The organism is Rhodopila globiformis, from assembly GCF_002937115.1.
GTDB lineage: Bacteria > Pseudomonadota > Alphaproteobacteria > Acetobacterales > Acetobacteraceae > Rhodopila > Rhodopila globiformis.
The window spans coordinates 17,597-33,945 of sequence record NZ_NHRY01000248.1; the positions used below are offsets into that span (position 1 = coordinate 17,597).

Below are 16,349 nucleotides of genomic sequence, written 5' to 3' on the forward strand. Positions count from 1 at the left end.
GGTGTCAAAGTTCGATCATGAAGCGGTGTCTCTGGCCATCGGCTTTACGCCGCCCCTGCGCCCCAAACCGAACCCTACACGATAAAGGTCAGGCATATTAATACGGCCATCCTTCATCGTCTCAAAAATGCCGAGGGTGATTAGGTCGCGCCGTACTCCTTCCCATCCATCACCAACGTGCTCGGGCGGGAGCTTTCCATACTCATAGAGCTTCGGGCTCTCGCCGAACCTTGAATGCCATCGTTCGTCTATGAAATCAGCTTCACATGGCACATTCAGGCCGCTTAAAGGATCTAGCAGTCCCTTTACCCAGGGGTAGTCCTCGGCCATCTCACTAACTCGGATGGCTGAGGCGGCCTGAACACCTCGCTTGATGCTTTCGTAATGCAATGGGTACAGGTGATCGGGATAGCGATCCAGTGAGTCCACAGCTGCGGCTCGAATAGCGGCAATGAAAGACCGTGGTGAAGTCCGCCGCCTAGCGTCAGCCAAATGGCCCACTACCCACGTATAAGTAACGCCGCGACGGCGATCTTTACCCATAAATGCGCCGGCCAGGGCCGCAAAAAGGCCTTCCTGCAACGCACCTTCACGCTTCGCCTTCTCCGGCAGTTGCCATATTCCATCAACTGGGGGAGCAAGAGATGAATAAGCGGTGTTCTGGTACAGTTTCCGTAACAAATCACCGTGTTGGATTTCGGCATTCAATAGGTACTGCCAGAGCAACCCATGCAGATCGTGAGGTGCCCACGTCAGCTCGACACGGCTGCTTTGAAGTTTCGATGAATCTGGGAAGTTCGTTACCAGACGGTTGTAGAACTGATCCTCGCGCAGAAAGACTTTGGCATGCAAGCGCGAGAAAGGCTTCAGCGCCAGCGCTACACGCAAAAGATCTCGCACAATAGTATCCATCGTCGTCCAGTCGCTGCTGGTTCGATCGAGAGCATCAAAAATGATCAAACCGTGCCTTCCGCTTTCGAGCAGCGTATGGTTGGCTCGTTCCAGCAGACGGGCAAACGATTCGGGATCTGCTGTCACACGGGTTACAATTTGCTTCCAGGTTTCTGCGGCACTGTGATAATCTGCACCGACAATCGTCGAAGCCCACCGCCAAACCACAGCCCTCCAAACGTGAAACGGTTCAAATCGTTCTGCAATTAAGTTAGAAAAAATCTCTGCGTCGGGATACAACGCAACTTCTGGCTGCTCTCCAAACCCGCTTTGCACTTTAATTTCCGGAAGATCCGGAACCGACTCACCCAGCATTCTTCTGATAGCAGCCTCGCGCAAAGCTGCGCCCCAAAAAGTCTTTCCAACTCCACGACCACCTATAACCAAGTCATTTTCGAGCCGCAGCGCCTTGATATGCGAAGGGGGCACATATACGTGGCGCGGTTCGGGAGCCCGATCCTGCAAGGACGTATCTGCCGGAAGTGCGGCTATGATTGCGCGGCGAACATCCTGCGTTGATACGCTGTTCATAGGGGACTCGGTTCGATCACTGCTAGATTTGCCATTCCGCTAACCAGGGGACCAAACACCACGGTTAGTTCGGAGGGATCGACGGCCTGGAGCCCTCCGTATAGGCTCGTCAAAGCAGCTAGGCCGCGATGCCAGCGAACTGGCCAGGGCGCGTGAGGTGCCGTTTCGTCTGAGCGGTCAAAACTCCAGGCTTCATCCAGCCCAGGTTCGGCGCCGGCAGGGATTTCATCATAAAGTTCAGCCGAAAATACGTTCCAGGCGCTTTCTCTGAGCTCATCGAGGTATTCGGCGCCCCTGATTTCCGGAATCATCGAACCCACGACTTGCAAGCGGGTCCGCACGTACGGAGCGACACCGATCTTCCGCCAATGTTGGAAGATGATCCGATAACCAGACCAAGTTTGATCCCCATCGAGCGCGAAAAGCAGTATCAAGGAAGCGCCAAGGGTGGTTAGGCAGGCAGACGCTACTTCGTCGATGCCAGACCGTGAGTCAACTAATACTATGTCAGGCTTCAACTGCGCCTCCAACATGTCAAGGAGACGACTGAGGCGCTGAGGCCAGGATTCACGTTCCCCAGTTGGACTGACCTTCGGCATCCAAACCCTGCCCAGCTTGGCCAAATATTCACCCGGATCTCGGCCATGCGCGGGGACAACATTGATATCGCCATCGCGAGACAGATCGCTGCTCGCAATCATCCCATCAAGTATGGCTTCACCATTGTTGACCAGATCCTCAACAAGCCAATCCGCTATGCCGTAACTCGGTCGCCGATCATCAGGAAGCAGCGACGAGGACAAGCCAGGAGATTCGAGGTCAAGATCAAGCACTAAGACGCGTCTTCCTTGCTCGGCCAGTTTCCATGCAGTAGCAGCCAATGCGGTCGATCGTCCAACTCCGCCCTTTATAGAGAAGAATACAATCCGAGGGGGCCCCAGCGACATTGGAGCAATTGTCGACCAATTACCCTCCACTGCCAAACGATCGATAACGCGAACGTGAGGGCAACCTTCGATTTCGAAACTCGACTGGTTGCCAAAGAGAGACTTAGTGTCAGCTTCCCACAGCAACGCCTGTTCCGGAGGATAGGCGTGCGCCCCAAGTCGAGCATGCATCTCGCGAGCAATATCATGCAACGCGGCCCCTACGGACGGCATACTCTGAATCGCATCGTCTACGATTAGCCGAACGCGAGCGTTTAGGTCCCGATTAATATATATAGTTGGACCGGAACTGAACGCTGCGGCATGGGAGGAGAAAATTTCCCCAAGGACCGGCAGAATGTCATCGAAAACGGTCATACAAGCAATCCATCGGCTTGGGCCTGGGCAATCAAAGTGCGAACAGCAAGAGCACCACGTCGATGGGCCTCAACGCGAGGGGCATCGAACAGTAGCTGATTTGCATACCGCTGGCTGGCGTTCCAGTCATTAAACGGGTTAGCATCAGGAAGAGGATATGACGCTCCATTGTGGTACCCACTCCTGTATGCGTCGTAGCGACTCCAGATTTGATCGGCATGAGTTCGATCCGCCGCTATAGCCGGGCTTCCATCGGCACGAAGTGCCATACCAAACTCGCACATGAGCTGCTTCAGGCCGCATTCGACAGCCAACCCGTATAGGTGATCGGCATTAGCCCATCGGCTATCGGTATATAGTTTCTCTGCGTCATGCCAATGCCGATTGTGGGCATCGTGAAAGTCCGCTTGCATCAAGATTAACGTCCATCCGCTACACGCTTGATATAACCTCGTGCGCACGATTCCGTGAAGCTTGAAGGATTATTTCGCTGCTCAACGGGATGAGACGATACCTATCAGCCAAGTGGATAAATTAGCGATGTTCTGGGCAGGTATTACGGTGACGATTTTATGAGACAAATTTATATTACTTGCTATAATTCCCGAATAGTGCGCCGATGGTTTCGAAGTTAATTATTTTTGCGTCAACGCTAATAAATTGATACGGCCAGCCCGTTTCCCAGGAATTCTGGGAAACGTTAACCATTCCTTACCGATTTCCCCCTACCGTGGCGCCACCACGCCATGATGTTCCACTCACCCCTGTTCATCCTGGGCTTCCTCCCGCTGTGCCTGACGGGCTTCTTCACCGTCGGCGCCGTCGCCGGAGGCCGCCTTGCGCTCGGCTGGCTGATCGCCGCCAGCCTGGTGTTCTACGGCTGGTGGAACCCGGTCTACGTGCCTCTGCTCATCGGCTCGGTCCTGACGAACCACGCGATTGTCCAGATGATCCGCCGCAGCCCCCGCCCCCGCGCCTGGATGATCGTCGGCGTGACGCTGAACCTGGCGGTGCTGGGCTGGTTCAAGTACGCCGACTTCCTGCTGCACAGCATCGCCCCGTCCGCCCCGCCCCTCCACATCACCCTGCCGCTGGCGATCAGCTTCTTCACCTTCCAGCAGATCATGATGGTGGTGGACACCGCGCGCGGCGGCGAGGCCGCCCGCGCCGAGGCCGCCGGCTTCCTCCCCTATGCCGCCTTCGTCACCTTCTTCCCGCACCTGATCGCCGGCCCCATCGTCCGGCCGGCCGAGATCATCCCGCAGCTCACGGTCCGCGACCTGGCCAGGCCACGCATGCAGAACCTGAGCGACGGGCTGCTGATTTTCCTGCTCGGGCTGGCCAAGAAGTGCGTGCTGGCGGACACATTCGGCAGCTTCGCCGACACCGGCTTCGGCGCCGTTGCGCACGGCGCGACGCTGACGTTCTTCGAGGCGTGGTACGCCACGCTGTCCTACGCCCTGCAAATCTATTTCGACTTCTCCGGCTACTCCGACATGGCCATCGGCCTGGCGCGGATGCTGAACGTGCGGTTCCCGCTGAACTTCGACAGTCCTTACCAGGCGCCCGACATCGCCGCGTTCTGGCGGCGCTGGCACATCACGCTGGGCGCGTTCCTGCGCGCCTACGTCTACATCCCGCTGGGCGGCAACCGAGCCAGGCCACGCCGGCAGGCGGCCAACCTGATGGTGACGATGCTGCTGGCCGGGCTGTGGCACGGCGCGGGCTGGAACTTCGTCGCCTGGGGCGGGCTGCACGGGCTGTACCTGGTGATCCACGCCCAGTACCGGCGATGGTTCCCGCCGATGCCGGCGCTGCTCGGCCAGGCGCTGACGCTGGCGGCGGTCGTCCTGGCCTGGGTGCCGTTCCGCGCCGCCTCGTTCGCCGACACGCTGGCCATGTTCCGCGGCCTGGCCGGGCTGAACGGCATCGCCCTGCCGCGGATGATCGTCTCCGCCCTGCCCCCACTTGCGGCTGTCGCCACGCCGGTGCCGCTGCTGCCGTCGCTGGCCGAGGCCCGGACCCTGAGCTTCCCGGAGGTCTCGGCCTGCCTGCTGCTGGGCTGGATGATCGTGCTGGCGCTGCCGAACGTGCACCGCATGTCGGAGCGCGCCCGCACCGCCACGCTGACCGCGGGTTTCGCGTTCTCGGTGCAGGCGGTGTTCTTCGCGCCGCACATCGCGCCGTTCCTGTACTTCCAGTTCTGATGCGCCGGATCATGGCCGCCTGCGCCGCCTCGCTTCTACTATATAACGTACTGTTCGCCTGTGTTTTGGACCGCCCGCTGACGCTCGGCGCCCTGCGCGCCCGCATCGAAGCGAACCTGGCCTACGGCGCCGCCATCGCCGGACCGAAGCTGGTCATCCTCGCCGGCTCGAACGGCCCCTATTCGCATCGCTGCCAGATCATCGCGCCGCTCATCGGCCGCCCCTGCGTCAATGCCGGCGTCGCCGTCGGCGTCGGGCTGGACTACCTGTTCGCCCGCTGGCAACCGCTGCTGCATCCCGGCGACATCGTCTACCTGCCGCTGGAGGAGGCACAGTACGCCCGCCCATGGGCCACGGCGGCGCTCGGGCCCGACGCCGCAATCATGCTGCGGCACGATCGCGCCACGCTGGCCACCATGCCCCTGCACCGGCAGGTCGCCGCGCTGTTCGTCTTCGACCTGCGCGGCGCGATCATGAGCCTGATCGAAACGGCGCTGGCCGACACCCACTTCCACGACCCACGGCAGGCCGTGACCGGATCGACCAACGCCATGGGCGACCATGTCGGGCACACCGCGGCGCTGGGCGCGGCAAACCGGGCGGTACTGGCCGCTGCGGTACCGTATCATCCCACCGCGGACGAGGTCCGTGCCGGCTACGGCACGCGCGTCGTGCGGGATTTCCTGCGCTGGGCCGGCAGCCACGGCGTGCGGGTCATCGGCGGCCTGCCGACGGGCTTCATTGATTCGCCGATTGATCCGGGCGCCCTCACGGCGATCCGCGCGCTGTACCGCTACGAGGGCGCCGGGTTCCTGGACCTGCCGAACCATAGCCGCTATCCGCGCAGCGCCTTCTTCGATACCCCGGACCACCTGAACGAAGCGGCGCAGATCCGCCACTCGGTGGCGGTGGCGCGGGCGCTCGTGCGCCTGACGGAACGGCCCGCCATGGCGGACTGCCGCCAATGTGCCCACGACGGCGGCGTTTCAGATGCGCGGGCGCATTGAAATCGCCGCCGTCCGACCGCATATGGCGCGGCGCAAGGAGGTGGACATGAACGACACCGTTTTGGAACAACATGCCTTTGGCGCCGAGGTCGGCCGCCTGCTCGACCTGGTCGTGCACTCGCTCTATTCCGAGCGCGAGATCTTCCTGCGCGAACTGGTCGCCAACGCCGCTGACGCGGTCGATCGCCGGCGCTTCGAATCGCTGACCGACTCCAACCTCGCGCCGCCGGCCGAGGCGAAGATCCGCATCGTGCCGGACAAGCAGGCCAGCACCCTGCTGATCGCCGACGACGGCATCGGCATGACCCGGCAGGAGATGATCGACAACCTGGGCACCATCGCCCGCTCCGGCACCCGCGCCTTCGCCCAGAGCCTGGCCGACAGCAAGCCCGAGGACCGTCCCAGCCTGATCGGCCAGTTTGGCGTCGGCTTCTACTCGGCCTTCATGGTCGCGGACCGGGTGGAGGTGACGTCGCGCAAGGCCGGATCGGAGGAAGCCTTCACCTGGGCCTCCGACGGCGCCGGCGAATTCACCCTGGCGCACGCCACGCGTGAGAGCCCCGGCACCGACGTGGTGCTGCACATCAAGTCCGACGCCACGGAATACCTGGAGCCGATGCGGCTGGAGACGGTGATCCGCAAGTGGGCCGACCACATCACCCTGCCGATCACTGTGGCGCAGGACGGCAAGGACCAGCCGGCGAACGAAGGCACGGCGCTGTGGCGCAAGTCGAAGTCCGACGTGACCGAGCAGTCGTACAAGGAGTTCTACCGCCACCTCGGCCATTTCTTCGACGATCCCTGGGCGACGCTGCACTGGCGGGCGGAAGGCACGCTGGAATATTTCTGCCTGCTGTTCATCCCGGGCATGAAGCCGTTCGACGTGCTGGACAACGACCGCGACTCCCACGTCCGCCTGCACGTCCGGCGCATGTTCATCACCGACAAGGCCGATCTGCTGCCGCACTGGCTGCGCTTCGTCAGCGGCGTGGTCGATACCGAGGACCTGCCGCTGAACGTCTCGCGCGAGATGCTGCAGACCACGCCCGTGCTCGCCCGCATCCGCAAGGCGCTGATCGGCCGCGTGCTGTCGGAACTGAAGAACCGCGCCGGTGACGCCGCCGACTACGACAAGTTCTGGGAGAACTTCGGCGCCATCCTGAAGGAAGGGATCTGGGAGGATTCCGAGCACCGCGCCGAGATCGCGCCGCTGCTGCGCTTCCGGTCCTCGTCGCAGGACGGCTGGACCTCGCTGCCGGACTACGTCTCGCGCATGCAGCCTGGGCAGGAGGCGATCTACTACCTGACCGGCGATTCGCCTGAGGCGCTGAAGACCTCGCCGCAGCTCGAAGGCTTCCGCGCCAAGGGCATCGAGGTGCTGCTGATGTCCGACTCGATCGACTCGTTCTGGCCGGAACGGCTGGACAGTTTCGAGGACAAGAAGCTGCGCAGCGTCACCCAGGCGGCGGAAGACCTGGGCAAGGGCGAGGACCTGCCGGACATCTCGCCGCTGCTGGCAGCGTTGAAGACGGCGCTGGGCGACAGCGTCGCCGACGTGCGGGCGACGGCGCGGCTGACCGACAGCGCGGTGGTGCTGGCCTCCGGCGCGCACGGCCCCGACCTGACGATGCAGCGCCTGCTGCGCCGCGCCGGGCGGGCGACGATGCCGGCGAAACCGGTGCTGGAAGTCAACCCGCGCCACAAGCTGATCGAGACGCTGTCGGCGAAGCTGGCGGACACCGGCCTGATCACCGAGGCCGCGGCGACGCTACTGGACCTGGCGCAGGTGCAGGAAGGCGACCTGCCGGCGGACGCGACCGCCTTCGCGCGGCGTGTAACGACCCTGCTGGCCGGCAGCCTGGGGTAGTATCGGCGCCAACCTGGCAGTAACGGCGGCCGGGACGCCGGCGGGTGGAAGCGCCCGCCGGCGTTGTTGTTGTTGTTGTTGTTTGCCGACCTCGTTGTTTGTATGTCACGGTCCGGCACGCCGGCACGCTTCGACGGCAGAATAACAAGCACGTAATACCATCCAGCGTTGAGAGTGGCCGTTGCCACCTCGTCATGGCGGGCGCAGGCCCGGCATCCACGCCTTATGCTGGTATCAGCCCTGCAAGGCGTGGATGGCGGCCCTGCGCCCGCCATGACGGCAGAGCAGCCGCACCGCCTGTGCCCCTGTTTTAACGCCAATGAGACCTTCGCCCACCATAACGCGGAAGGGCCGGTGCGCCGGCTCCGGCGGATCGGTTACTTTTCCCAAGGCCCAAAAGTATCGTTTCACCGTATCGAGCCGATGCGGGGGCACCGGCCATGAAATGAGGCTGTGCTGCCGCAATGGGCGGCGCAATCCGCGCGGCGGCCCTGCGGGGGACGGCGGAACAGCCGGGCAACAGTGGAGATTTCGCATAGACACCCGCGGCCTGTTCCATGATCTTCTTCATCGGATCACGCCCGGCCGGTGCGCGACTCTCGCCGGATTCGGTCATCCGGTCTAGCCTGACACTTTGTTGGGACGCCACCGGATGACAAATCCGGTCGCGCCCCTATCTCTTCTGTCTGACGAGGACATGCGTGCATGCTCGAACAGCGATTTGATTGCATAACCGGTTCGGCGACGGACACGCGCCCGGTCCATGCGGTGCGGCCGGGCGGACTGGCCGCGTTCCTGCAAACGCTGGCGCCCGCCGCGGCGGCCTTCCTGCGGGACGCGGATTTCTCAGCCAAGGCCGGCGAGCTGGCGCTGCTGCCGGGTCCCGACGGCGTTGCCGCCGCAGTGCTGGGCCTGGGGACCGATTCGGCGCCGTTCGCATTCGGCGTGTTGCCGGCGCGCCTGCCGCAGGCCGGGGCATGGCGGCTGGAGCCGGGTGACTACGATCCGGCCGCCGCGACGCTCGGCTACCTGCTGGGCGCCTACCGCTATGACCGGTTTCGTTCCTCGGCCGCACGGTCCGTCGCCACCCTGCTGGTTCCCTCCGGTCACGAGGCCAGCCTGTCGCAGGCTGCCGCAACCTGGATGGTGCGCGACCTGATCAATACCCCGGCGAACTGTCTCGGCCCCGTCGAACTGGCGGACTTCGCCGTCTCGCTGGCGCAGCGGCACGGTGCCCGGCACGCGGTTTCGGCCGGCGAGGCGCTCGAGGAAGCCTACCCGACCGTCGCCGCCGTCGGCCGCGGCGCGGCCCGTCCGCCGCGGGTGGTGGTGTTCCATTGGCAGGGCCGCGAAGCAACGGACGAGTCGCCGCTGGTATCGCTGTGCGGCAAGGGCGTCTGTTTCGATACCGGCGGCTACGACCTGAAGCCCTCGGCCGCCATGCTGCGGATGAAGAAGGACATGGGCGGCGCCGCAACCGTTCTTGGACTGGCGCGACTTGTCATGGAGGCCGATCTGCCTATCCGCCTGGCGGTGCGGGTGGGATGCGTGGAAAACGCCGTGTCCGGCACTGCCATGCGGCCATCCGACATCCTGCACACCCGGTCCGGCCTGACGGTCGAGGTCGGCAACACCGACGCCGAGGGGCGGCTGGTGCTGTGCGACCTGCTGGACGAAGCCTGCGAGGAGGAACCGGCGCTGCTGGTCGATTGCGCCACGCTGACGGGCGCCGCGCGGGTGGCGCTCGGCCCGGACCTGCCGGCACTGTTCTGCAACGATGACAGCCTGGCGGAGGCAGCCTTACGGTTAGGTAATGTTGTCCATGACCCGCTTTGGCGGTTGCCGCTGTGGTCAGGCTACAATGACTGGTTGAAGAGCACAGTTGCCGACGTCAACAACGTCGCTTCGAAGCCAATGGCCGGCGCGATCGTCGCCGGGCTGTACCTGCAACGGTTCGTCAGGCCGGGCACGCCGTGGATGCACGTCGATCTCTACGCCTGGAACGACCAGTCGCAGCCCGGACGGCCGGAAGGCGGCGAGGCCATGGCCATGCGCGCGCTGTTCGCGCTGATCCAGGAGCGGTTCCCGCAACGGGTGGCAAAATAATCACAGAATTGAAGCGTGAGGTGCGCTGGCTTTGTAACACACAAAGACGTGATCAACGGCCGGAAACCCACCAAAGGGTTGGGACGTCTGAAAAAGCAGCCGAGTGTGCTGCTGGCGGGGTCGCGCCGCGGTTATACGGCTGGGTGGGGGAGCGGAAAGTGCTCACGCTGGCGTGAAAGTAATAAGGTTGACCCCGATCTGTATTTTGTTTAGACAACGAAACCGTGGACGTTGCGAATCGGTGCGACGCCAAAGAAAGGAATCAGACATGGCAGCTCCTCCCAATCCGGTCTCCGACGCCCAGGTCGGCCTGCTGCGCGACACCGTGGTCGCGTTGGTTCGCCGTGACGGCGCAGATCTCTCGGCCCGTCAGCTTGGGGTCTTCCTGACCTGCTACCTGAACGAAGGCGGCCATACCGTCCGCGGCCTCGCCGCCGAGCTGAACGTTTCGAAGCCCGCCATCACCCGCGCCCTGGACCGCCTGGGCGAACTCGACCTGGCGCGCCGCAAGGTGGATCCGATGGACCGCCGCAGCGTGCTGGTGCAGCGCACCGCAAAGGGCTCTGCCTTCCTGCGCGACCTCCGCGCCATCATGACCGAGGCCTCCGGCGACGGAAAGCGGACGACGCGAAAGGCCGCCTGAGGTTTTTCATCCGGACTGGCTGAAAACGCGCGTCCATGGACCTTGCGTCGTGACCCTCGCCTGGCTTGCCGGGCGAGGGTCACGCCGTTCTGGGAGGAGGCAGCAACCGTTCTCTCACCGTTATGGCCGGGCGTGTCCCGGCTATCCACCCCCCGCCGTCGAAGCGCAGATGGCCGGGACACGCTTGGCCATAACGGTGAGAGAACGGCCGGCGTCCTGTCCTGGTGAGCACAGGGACAGCCGACCACCCCGGCCGTTGCGGATGAAATAGCCAGCCGGGACGGAACGGTTGCCGGCTGGCGCCCGGCCTCTTGTGCGGACCGATGGCTTCATGGACGCTCGGGCGGCGGGGCGAACCCCGCGGGAGACGGTGATCATGTCGGAAGCCGAAATAGGCGCCTGGCTGGCAACCCAGCGTGACGCGATGGTCGATCTGCTGCGGGAGATCGTAAACATCGACAGCGGCAGCGCCAACAAGCCGGGCATCGACGCAGTGGGCGCGGCGATCAGCCGTTTCCTGCAAGGGCACGGCCTGGCGATCGAGACGCTGCCGCAGCCCCGCCACGGCGACTGCCTGCGCGCCACCATCCCGGGCCAGGCCCGGGGCAACGCCGGCGGCGCCATCGTGCTGATGGGCCACCGCGACACCGTGTTCCCCGACGGCGAGGCGGCGCGCCGCCCGTTCAGCATCCGCGACGGCCTTGCCCACGGCCCGGGCGTGGCCGACATGAAGGCGGGCCTGGTGATGAACTGCTTCATCCTCGCCGCCTTCGCCCGCTGCGGCGGCGCTCCCGGACCGCTGGTCGGCCTGTTCACCGGCGACGAGGAAATCGGCTCCCCCGAAGGCCGCGCGGTGATCGAGGCGGAGGCGCGGGGCGCCCGCGTGGTGTTCAATGCCGAGCCGGGGCGGGTGTCCGGCAACGTGGTGACCGGGCGCAAGGGCGGCGTGTTCCTGTCGTTCCGCATCACCGGCAAGGCGGCGCATGCCGGCGGCAATTTCACCGCCGGCGTCAGCGCCATCGAGGAACTGGCGCGCAAGGTGCAGGCGTTGCACGCGCTGACCGACCTCGGCCGTGGCATCACCCTGAACGTCGGGCTGGTCAGCGGCGGGCAGAGCGTCAACACCGTCGCGCCCTGGGCGGCGGGGGAGATCGACTGCCGCTATGCCGATCCGGCGGACAAGGACGACCTCGTGGCGCGCATTGCCGCGATCGTCGGCCGCAGCTACGTCCCCGGCACCAGCGCCGAGCTGTCGGTCCGGGGCGCGTTCCTGCCGCTGACCCAGACCCCGGCGGCGCGGCGCCTGTTCGAGCTGTATGCCGATGCCGCCGCGGCCAGCGGCTTCCACGCCGGCGGCGAGTTCACCGGCGGCTGTGCCGATTCAGGCTTCACCGCCGCGATCGGCGTTCCGACGCTGTGCGGCGTCGGCCCGGTGGGCGGGCATGCGCACACGCCTGAAGAGTTCCTGCGCCTCGACAGCCTGGTGCCGCGCGCCCAGGCTTGCGCCCGGGCGATCCTGCGGCTGGAGGCGGCGGGGCTGTAGCGCCGTGGCGGCGTCACCAGCCACGATGCCAGCCGCCGCCCCAGCCGCCGCCACGGTACCAACCGCCGCCGACGCCGACATAGGAGCCGCCGTAGTAGGGTCCGGGATAGCCGTAGTAGCCATATCCCGGATAGGCCGGGTACATGACACACCCGCCCAGCGTTGCCGCCAGGGCCAGGGCGGCCAGCGTCAGGATGAATCGGCTGCCAAACGGATGGGCCATCGGTCTGTTCCTTCCATCGCACGGTTGATCCATGGCCGGTCTTCAAGGCGTTTTCGCGGCCAGGATACGTCAATCCCGTGCCGTCTCGTCGGGTCCGCGTGTCCGCGCGCCACGCGGCCGGCGGATTTAGTTGGCGATCCGCTTCAATCGCGCCCTGATCAGCCATGGTGCGTGCCGATTGGCATGATGCATCGCAATCCGCAACTTTTCCGCCTCGCCGCCATGGTCGCCCTGGCCGCCCTGCTGGATGGCATGACGCTGCCGGTGGTCGCGGCCCCCGCCCCCGCCGGCCCGTTGGCACCGGCCACGCCTCAGGTCGAGCATGCGGCCAGGCCGCAGCCGCCGGTGGTGCGTCCGGTGCCGCCGATCGGCGGCATCCGGCACCCGTTGGCGCCCCGGGCGCCGCACGTCGTCCCGGCTCCGGGGATGCGCCCGCCCGTGGCGCAGCCGCCGACCCGCGCGCCCGTGGCGCCGCCCGCGGCGATGCGCGCCGCGGCGCCACCGGTTGCGCATGTGGTGCCGCCGGGCGCGCAGGCCGCCGTCCACCCGGTGCTGGCGGCAACACAGCATGGACACAAGCCCGGCGAGCGGTAAGCCGCCATTGCCGCATGGCGAGCGTGTCTGCGACTGAGCGTGGGTCCCGGGCGCAGCCTGATGCGGGCGTGACGCCGGGGTTTTGCCATGGAAGCCAGCCCGCCTCACAGGGTGAGTTGCAGACGCGCAAAGGCGGTCGCGATCATATTACTGTGGAAATACAATCTTAACTGTCACGTCTGTCGCCTTCGGGATTTCCGGTTTATTTCACCTTGATGATAACCAGCAGTGGTTGCTGAGTTTCATCAGATACAAGCCTTTTGGGGTCCTCTTTCATGTTGAGCGCCTGGCGGATGTTGCCGCTGCTCGCCGGCGAAGCGGCGCGGGCGAATCCAATCGGTATTCAAACGGAACCTTACCGGCTGCCGGGCCCGTCGCAGCGGATCAGCACCCTGGCGATCCCGCAGGGCGATGTCGGGCAAACCCAATTCATGCTGAATGGCGGCTCGTCAAACCCGGTTGCGGTCAGCATCCAGACCAGTACGAACGAGGGCGTGGTCGCCGGCTCGCAAGCAGGATTATACGCCGCGCCACCGACTGGACGGCACCCTGTCTTTCCACCGGGATCGGCACGATCACCCTGACGTTCTCGGAGGCGCAACGCCATTTCGGACTGCTCTGGGGTCGGTTGACCGCAAATCCACCGCCAACACCGTCGACGGCACGACGGTAACGCCGATCGCGGCCATCAGCGGAGACGACATCCTGGTCGCCACCGGCCAAGAAGGCCCGAGCGGCGCGCAAGGCCATGGCGGCATCGTTCCGGCGTGAGCCGGTCGGATCGTTTGCAACCGGACTTTTTCCGGCAGCGGCTCGCCGGCAGGCTGGGGCGATTTGTTTCACCCTGTGACAAACGGGACCGCTGCAGCGCGCGGGGTAGGAGACCGGGCGCCGCCCTTGCCATGCGATGGACAATTCCACATATATAATAAGTACGGAGACACCAGCATGAGCCACCCGGCGCGTCCGGGGCGTAACGGCATGCCGGCAGGCGGCACGCCGCCGCCGGCAGAACCAGGGCAACGGGCAGCCGGCGCGCATCCGCCGGCAACCGATGGGGCTTGCGCCACCGGTATGCCCACCGGCCGGGACAGGGACTTGCCAATATCGCGGTCTCTTCCAACCTCTCCCTGGCCAAAGCCGGGGACGGAGACAGGCCGCAGGCAGGCTCGCGTGGCGCCGGGGCAACGGCCCGCTGAACCGGAAAGGAACAATCGATGAGCCACCTTGTCTATGTACTGAACGGCCCGAACCTCAACCTGCTGGGCAAGCGGCAGCCGCACATCTACGGCCATGAGACCCTGGCCGACGTCGAGCGCGACTGCCGCGCCCTGGCGACGGAACTCGGGCTGGACCTGCGCTTCCACCAGAGCAACCGGGAATACGAGCTCATCGACTGGATCCACGAGGCGCGCGAGACGGCCGGCGGCATCGTCATCAACCCGGCCGCCTTCACCCACACCTCGGTCGCCATCCTGGATGCGCTGAACGCATTCGATGCGCCGGTGATCGAGGTGCACATCTCCAACGTGCACAAGCGCGAGGAATTCCGCCATCACTCCTTCGTCTCCCGCCGGGCGGACGGCGTGATCGCCGGCTTCGGCACCCAGGGCTACCTGCTGGCGCTGCGCCGGGTCGCCAGGCTGATCGCGGAGAAGAACACCGAATGACCGAGCACCCTGTCCGGCTGGCGGTCATCGGCGCCGGGGCCATCGGCAGGCGCCACATCGCGCACGTGCTGGCCGAGGACTGCGCTGAGCTGATCGCCATCGTCGATCCGGCGCCCGAGGCGCAGGCGCTGGCGGCCGGCATGTCCGTGGCGTGGTATCCGGACTTCGCGGCCATGATGACGCATGAGCCGCCGGACGGCGTCATCATCGCCACCCCCAACCGGACGCACGTCGCCCTCGGGCTGGAAGCGGTGCAGGCCGGGCTGCCGGCGCTGATCGAGAAGCCGATCGGCGACGACGTCGCGCCGGCGGCCCGCCTGGTGGAAGCCGCGGAGAAAGCCGGCGTCGACCTGCTGGTCGGCCATCACCGCCGGCACAATCCGCTGGTCCGGGCGGCGAAGGGCACCATCGAGGCCGGACGGCTCGGGCGGCTCGTGGCGGCGCATGCGACGTACTGGGTGCACAAGCCGGACGCATATTTCACCGTCGCCTGGCGGCGGGAGGCGGGCGCCGGGCCGGTGCTGCTTAATCTGATCCACGACGTGGACCTGCTGCGCTACCTGTGCGGCGAGGTGGTCTCGGTGCAGGCGATGGAAAGCAACGCGCGGCGTGGCCATCCGGTTGAGGACACGGCGGTGATCCTGCTGCGGTTCGCCAGCGGCGTGCTCGGCACGATGACGGTGTCCGACACGATTGTCTCGCCCTGGGGCTGGGATGTGACCGCCGGCGAGAATGCCGCGTTTCCCCGCACGGCGGAGAGCTGCCATTTCATTGGCGGGACGCAGGGATCGCTGACCATCCCACACCTGGACGTGTGGCACAGCAAGACCCGGCCGGACTGGCTGGAGCCGGTGGAGGCGGAATGCCTGGCCGTCGTGGCGGCGGATCCGCTGGCGCTGCAGGTGCGCAACCTGTGCGACGTGGTGCGCGGGGCGGCCCAGCCGGTGGTGTCCGGGCGGGAGGGCCTGGCCACGCTGAAGGTCGTCGCCGGGATCAAGCAGGCCGCCGCGACGGGACAGGTCGTGACTGTCTGACTTCGGGAGGGGGCGTGGCGGCCGGTGCCTGCTGCACGGGCCGATTTTCAACACGGAGAAGACGGAGGGCCACGAAGGTTTCCGGGGGCCAGCGGCCTGGTCGCCCCAACGGCCCCTACGCCATTTCATGCGCTTCGCGCGAAGCACATTATACCAGTGGCCCGGACCGATGATTGATCTTGCATGGCGCCGTCACGGTCATTTTCTGCCGGCCGGCATGGGTGATCGGACAGAGCCACAGAACAAGAACATCTGCGTTCATCTGCGTTTCCTCTTATTCCGTAGAATGCACAAACACGCTGCATCCCGGCCTGGGCACCGCCGATCGGTCCGTGCGGTGCTGAGAGTGCCCGGTTGGGGAACCGCAGATGAACGCAGATAAACACAGATGATGGCGGTGCGGACAAGCGGATGTCTGTGCCATCCGGCCCGCTTCCACCCAGCAAGGCATTGATTGCGGATGTCACCCCGGCGCGATTCCTTGGTGCGTATTCGCCGGCAGGAACCGGTCATTGGACCAGGCCGCTGGTATGACTGCTCTTCTCCGTGGCGCTCCCCGTGGGTCTTCGTCATCTCCGTGTTGAAAATGCGAAGCCGAAGCCGCCCCGGCCCCATCCTGCATGGCACCCTGCCCGGCCCTGGCGATGCGGGAAACCGCCAGATCCGGGC

The 16,349-nt window shown here is 65.3% G+C and carries 13 protein-coding genes; 10 read left to right on the forward strand and 3 right to left on the reverse strand.

Annotation, left to right across the window (positions count from 1 at the left end):
- Positions 1–15: 15 nt before the first annotated feature.
- Both CCS01_RS25440 and CCS01_RS25445 read right to left on the reverse strand, forming a co-directional pair.
- Complete coding sequence (locus CCS01_RS25440) at positions 16–1,482, reverse strand: hypothetical protein (RefSeq protein ID WP_104521569.1); 1,467 nt, start codon at positions 1,480–1,482, stop codon at positions 16–18.
- Positions 1,479–2,786, reverse strand: a complete 1,308-nt coding sequence (locus CCS01_RS25445) for a ParA family protein (RefSeq protein ID WP_104521570.1) — start codon at positions 2,784–2,786, stop codon at positions 1,479–1,481. The genes CCS01_RS25440 and CCS01_RS25445 overlap by 4 nt, the downstream gene beginning before the upstream one ends.
- Before the next feature lie 746 nt (positions 2,787–3,532).
- Between CCS01_RS25445 and CCS01_RS25455 the strand changes: the two genes are divergently transcribed.
- The 6 genes from CCS01_RS25455 to CCS01_RS25480 all read left to right on the forward strand — a co-directional run bounded on the left by CCS01_RS25455 (position 3,533) and on the right by CCS01_RS25480 (position 12,159).
- Positions 3,533–4,993 (forward strand): MBOAT family O-acyltransferase, encoded by a 1,461-nt coding sequence (locus tag CCS01_RS25455; protein ID WP_104521572.1) that lies wholly within the window; start codon positions 3,533–3,535, stop codon positions 4,991–4,993.
- A gap of 11 nt (positions 4,994–5,004) precedes the next feature.
- Positions 5,005–6,000 (forward strand): hypothetical protein, encoded by a 996-nt coding sequence (locus CCS01_RS25460; protein ID WP_146101957.1) that lies wholly within the window; start codon positions 5,005–5,007, stop codon positions 5,998–6,000.
- Positions 6,001–6,046: 46 nt separating this feature from the next.
- The gene (htpG, locus tag CCS01_RS25465) at positions 6,047–7,867 is read left to right on the forward strand and encodes a molecular chaperone HtpG (RefSeq protein WP_104521598.1); all 1,821 of its coding nucleotides are present in this window, start codon (positions 6,047–6,049) and stop codon (positions 7,865–7,867) included.
- 705 nt (positions 7,868–8,572) lie between these two features.
- Positions 8,573–9,973: a leucyl aminopeptidase family protein gene (locus tag CCS01_RS25470; RefSeq protein ID WP_104521574.1), complete on the forward strand. Its 1,401-nt coding sequence runs from the start codon at positions 8,573–8,575 to the stop codon at positions 9,971–9,973.
- A gap of 268 nt (positions 9,974–10,241) precedes the next feature.
- Positions 10,242–10,616, forward strand: coding sequence for a MarR family transcriptional regulator (locus tag CCS01_RS25475; RefSeq protein WP_104521575.1), 375 nt, complete (start codon positions 10,242–10,244; stop codon positions 10,614–10,616).
- Positions 10,617–10,992: 376 nt separating this feature from the next.
- Positions 10,993–12,159 (forward strand): M20 family metallopeptidase, encoded by a 1,167-nt coding sequence (locus CCS01_RS25480; RefSeq protein WP_104521599.1) that lies wholly within the window; start codon positions 10,993–10,995, stop codon positions 12,157–12,159.
- A 13-nt stretch (positions 12,160–12,172) separates the two neighbouring features.
- On the opposite strand, the gene CCS01_RS25485 is transcribed toward CCS01_RS25480, so the two are convergent.
- Complete coding sequence (locus CCS01_RS25485) at positions 12,173–12,382, reverse strand: hypothetical protein (protein ID WP_104521576.1); 210 nt, start codon at positions 12,380–12,382, stop codon at positions 12,173–12,175.
- Positions 12,383–12,565: 183 nt separating this feature from the next.
- On the opposite strand from CCS01_RS25485, the gene CCS01_RS25490 reads away from it, so the two are divergent.
- The 4 genes from CCS01_RS25490 (at position 12,566) to CCS01_RS25500 (ending at position 15,680) form a co-directional block, all read left to right on the forward strand.
- Entirely contained in the window at positions 12,566–12,976 is a 411-nt protein-coding gene (locus tag CCS01_RS25490) for a hypothetical protein (RefSeq protein WP_104521577.1), read from the forward strand.
- A gap of 293 nt (positions 12,977–13,269) precedes the next feature.
- Positions 13,270–13,560, forward strand: coding sequence for a hypothetical protein (locus CCS01_RS33190; RefSeq protein ID WP_146101958.1), 291 nt, complete (start codon positions 13,270–13,272; stop codon positions 13,558–13,560).
- A 633-nt stretch (positions 13,561–14,193) separates the two neighbouring features.
- Positions 14,194–14,646, forward strand: coding sequence for a type II 3-dehydroquinate dehydratase (aroQ, locus tag CCS01_RS25495; RefSeq protein WP_104521578.1), 453 nt, complete (start codon positions 14,194–14,196; stop codon positions 14,644–14,646).
- Positions 14,643–15,680 carry a Gfo/Idh/MocA family protein gene (locus CCS01_RS25500; RefSeq protein WP_104521579.1) on the forward strand — a complete coding sequence of 346 codons (1,038 nt, stop codon included), beginning with the start codon at positions 14,643–14,645 and terminating at the stop codon, positions 15,678–15,680. Before aroQ ends, CCS01_RS25500 begins: the two co-directional genes overlap by 4 nt.
- Positions 15,681–16,349: the final 669 nt, after the last annotated feature.

Coding starts and splice junctions, on each gene's coding strand:
- CCS01_RS25440 (WP_104521569.1), bottom strand. CDS start 1,482: ATGAACAGCGTATCAACGCAGGATGTTCGCCGCGCAATCATAGCCGCA.
- CCS01_RS25445 (WP_104521570.1), bottom strand. CDS start 2,786: ATGACCGTTTTCGATGACATTCTGCCGGTCCTTGGGGAAATTTTCTCC.
- CCS01_RS25455 (WP_104521572.1), top strand. CDS start 3,533: ATGATGTTCCACTCACCCCTGTTCATCCTGGGCTTCCTCCCGCTGTGC.
- CCS01_RS25460 (WP_146101957.1), top strand. CDS start 5,005: ATGGCCGCCTGCGCCGCCTCGCTTCTACTATATAACGTACTGTTCGCC.
- htpG (WP_104521598.1), top strand. CDS start 6,047: ATGAACGACACCGTTTTGGAACAACATGCCTTTGGCGCCGAGGTCGGC.
- CCS01_RS25470 (WP_104521574.1), top strand. CDS start 8,573: ATGCTCGAACAGCGATTTGATTGCATAACCGGTTCGGCGACGGACACG.
- CCS01_RS25475 (WP_104521575.1), top strand. CDS start 10,242: ATGGCAGCTCCTCCCAATCCGGTCTCCGACGCCCAGGTCGGCCTGCTG.
- CCS01_RS25480 (WP_104521599.1), top strand. CDS start 10,993: ATGTCGGAAGCCGAAATAGGCGCCTGGCTGGCAACCCAGCGTGACGCG.
- CCS01_RS25485 (WP_104521576.1), bottom strand. CDS start 12,382: ATGGCCCATCCGTTTGGCAGCCGATTCATCCTGACGCTGGCCGCCCTG.
- CCS01_RS25490 (WP_104521577.1), top strand. CDS start 12,566: ATGATGCATCGCAATCCGCAACTTTTCCGCCTCGCCGCCATGGTCGCC.
- CCS01_RS33190 (WP_146101958.1), top strand. CDS start 13,270: ATGTTGCCGCTGCTCGCCGGCGAAGCGGCGCGGGCGAATCCAATCGGT.
- aroQ (WP_104521578.1), top strand. CDS start 14,194: ATGAGCCACCTTGTCTATGTACTGAACGGCCCGAACCTCAACCTGCTG.
- CCS01_RS25500 (WP_104521579.1), top strand. CDS start 14,643: ATGACCGAGCACCCTGTCCGGCTGGCGGTCATCGGCGCCGGGGCCATC.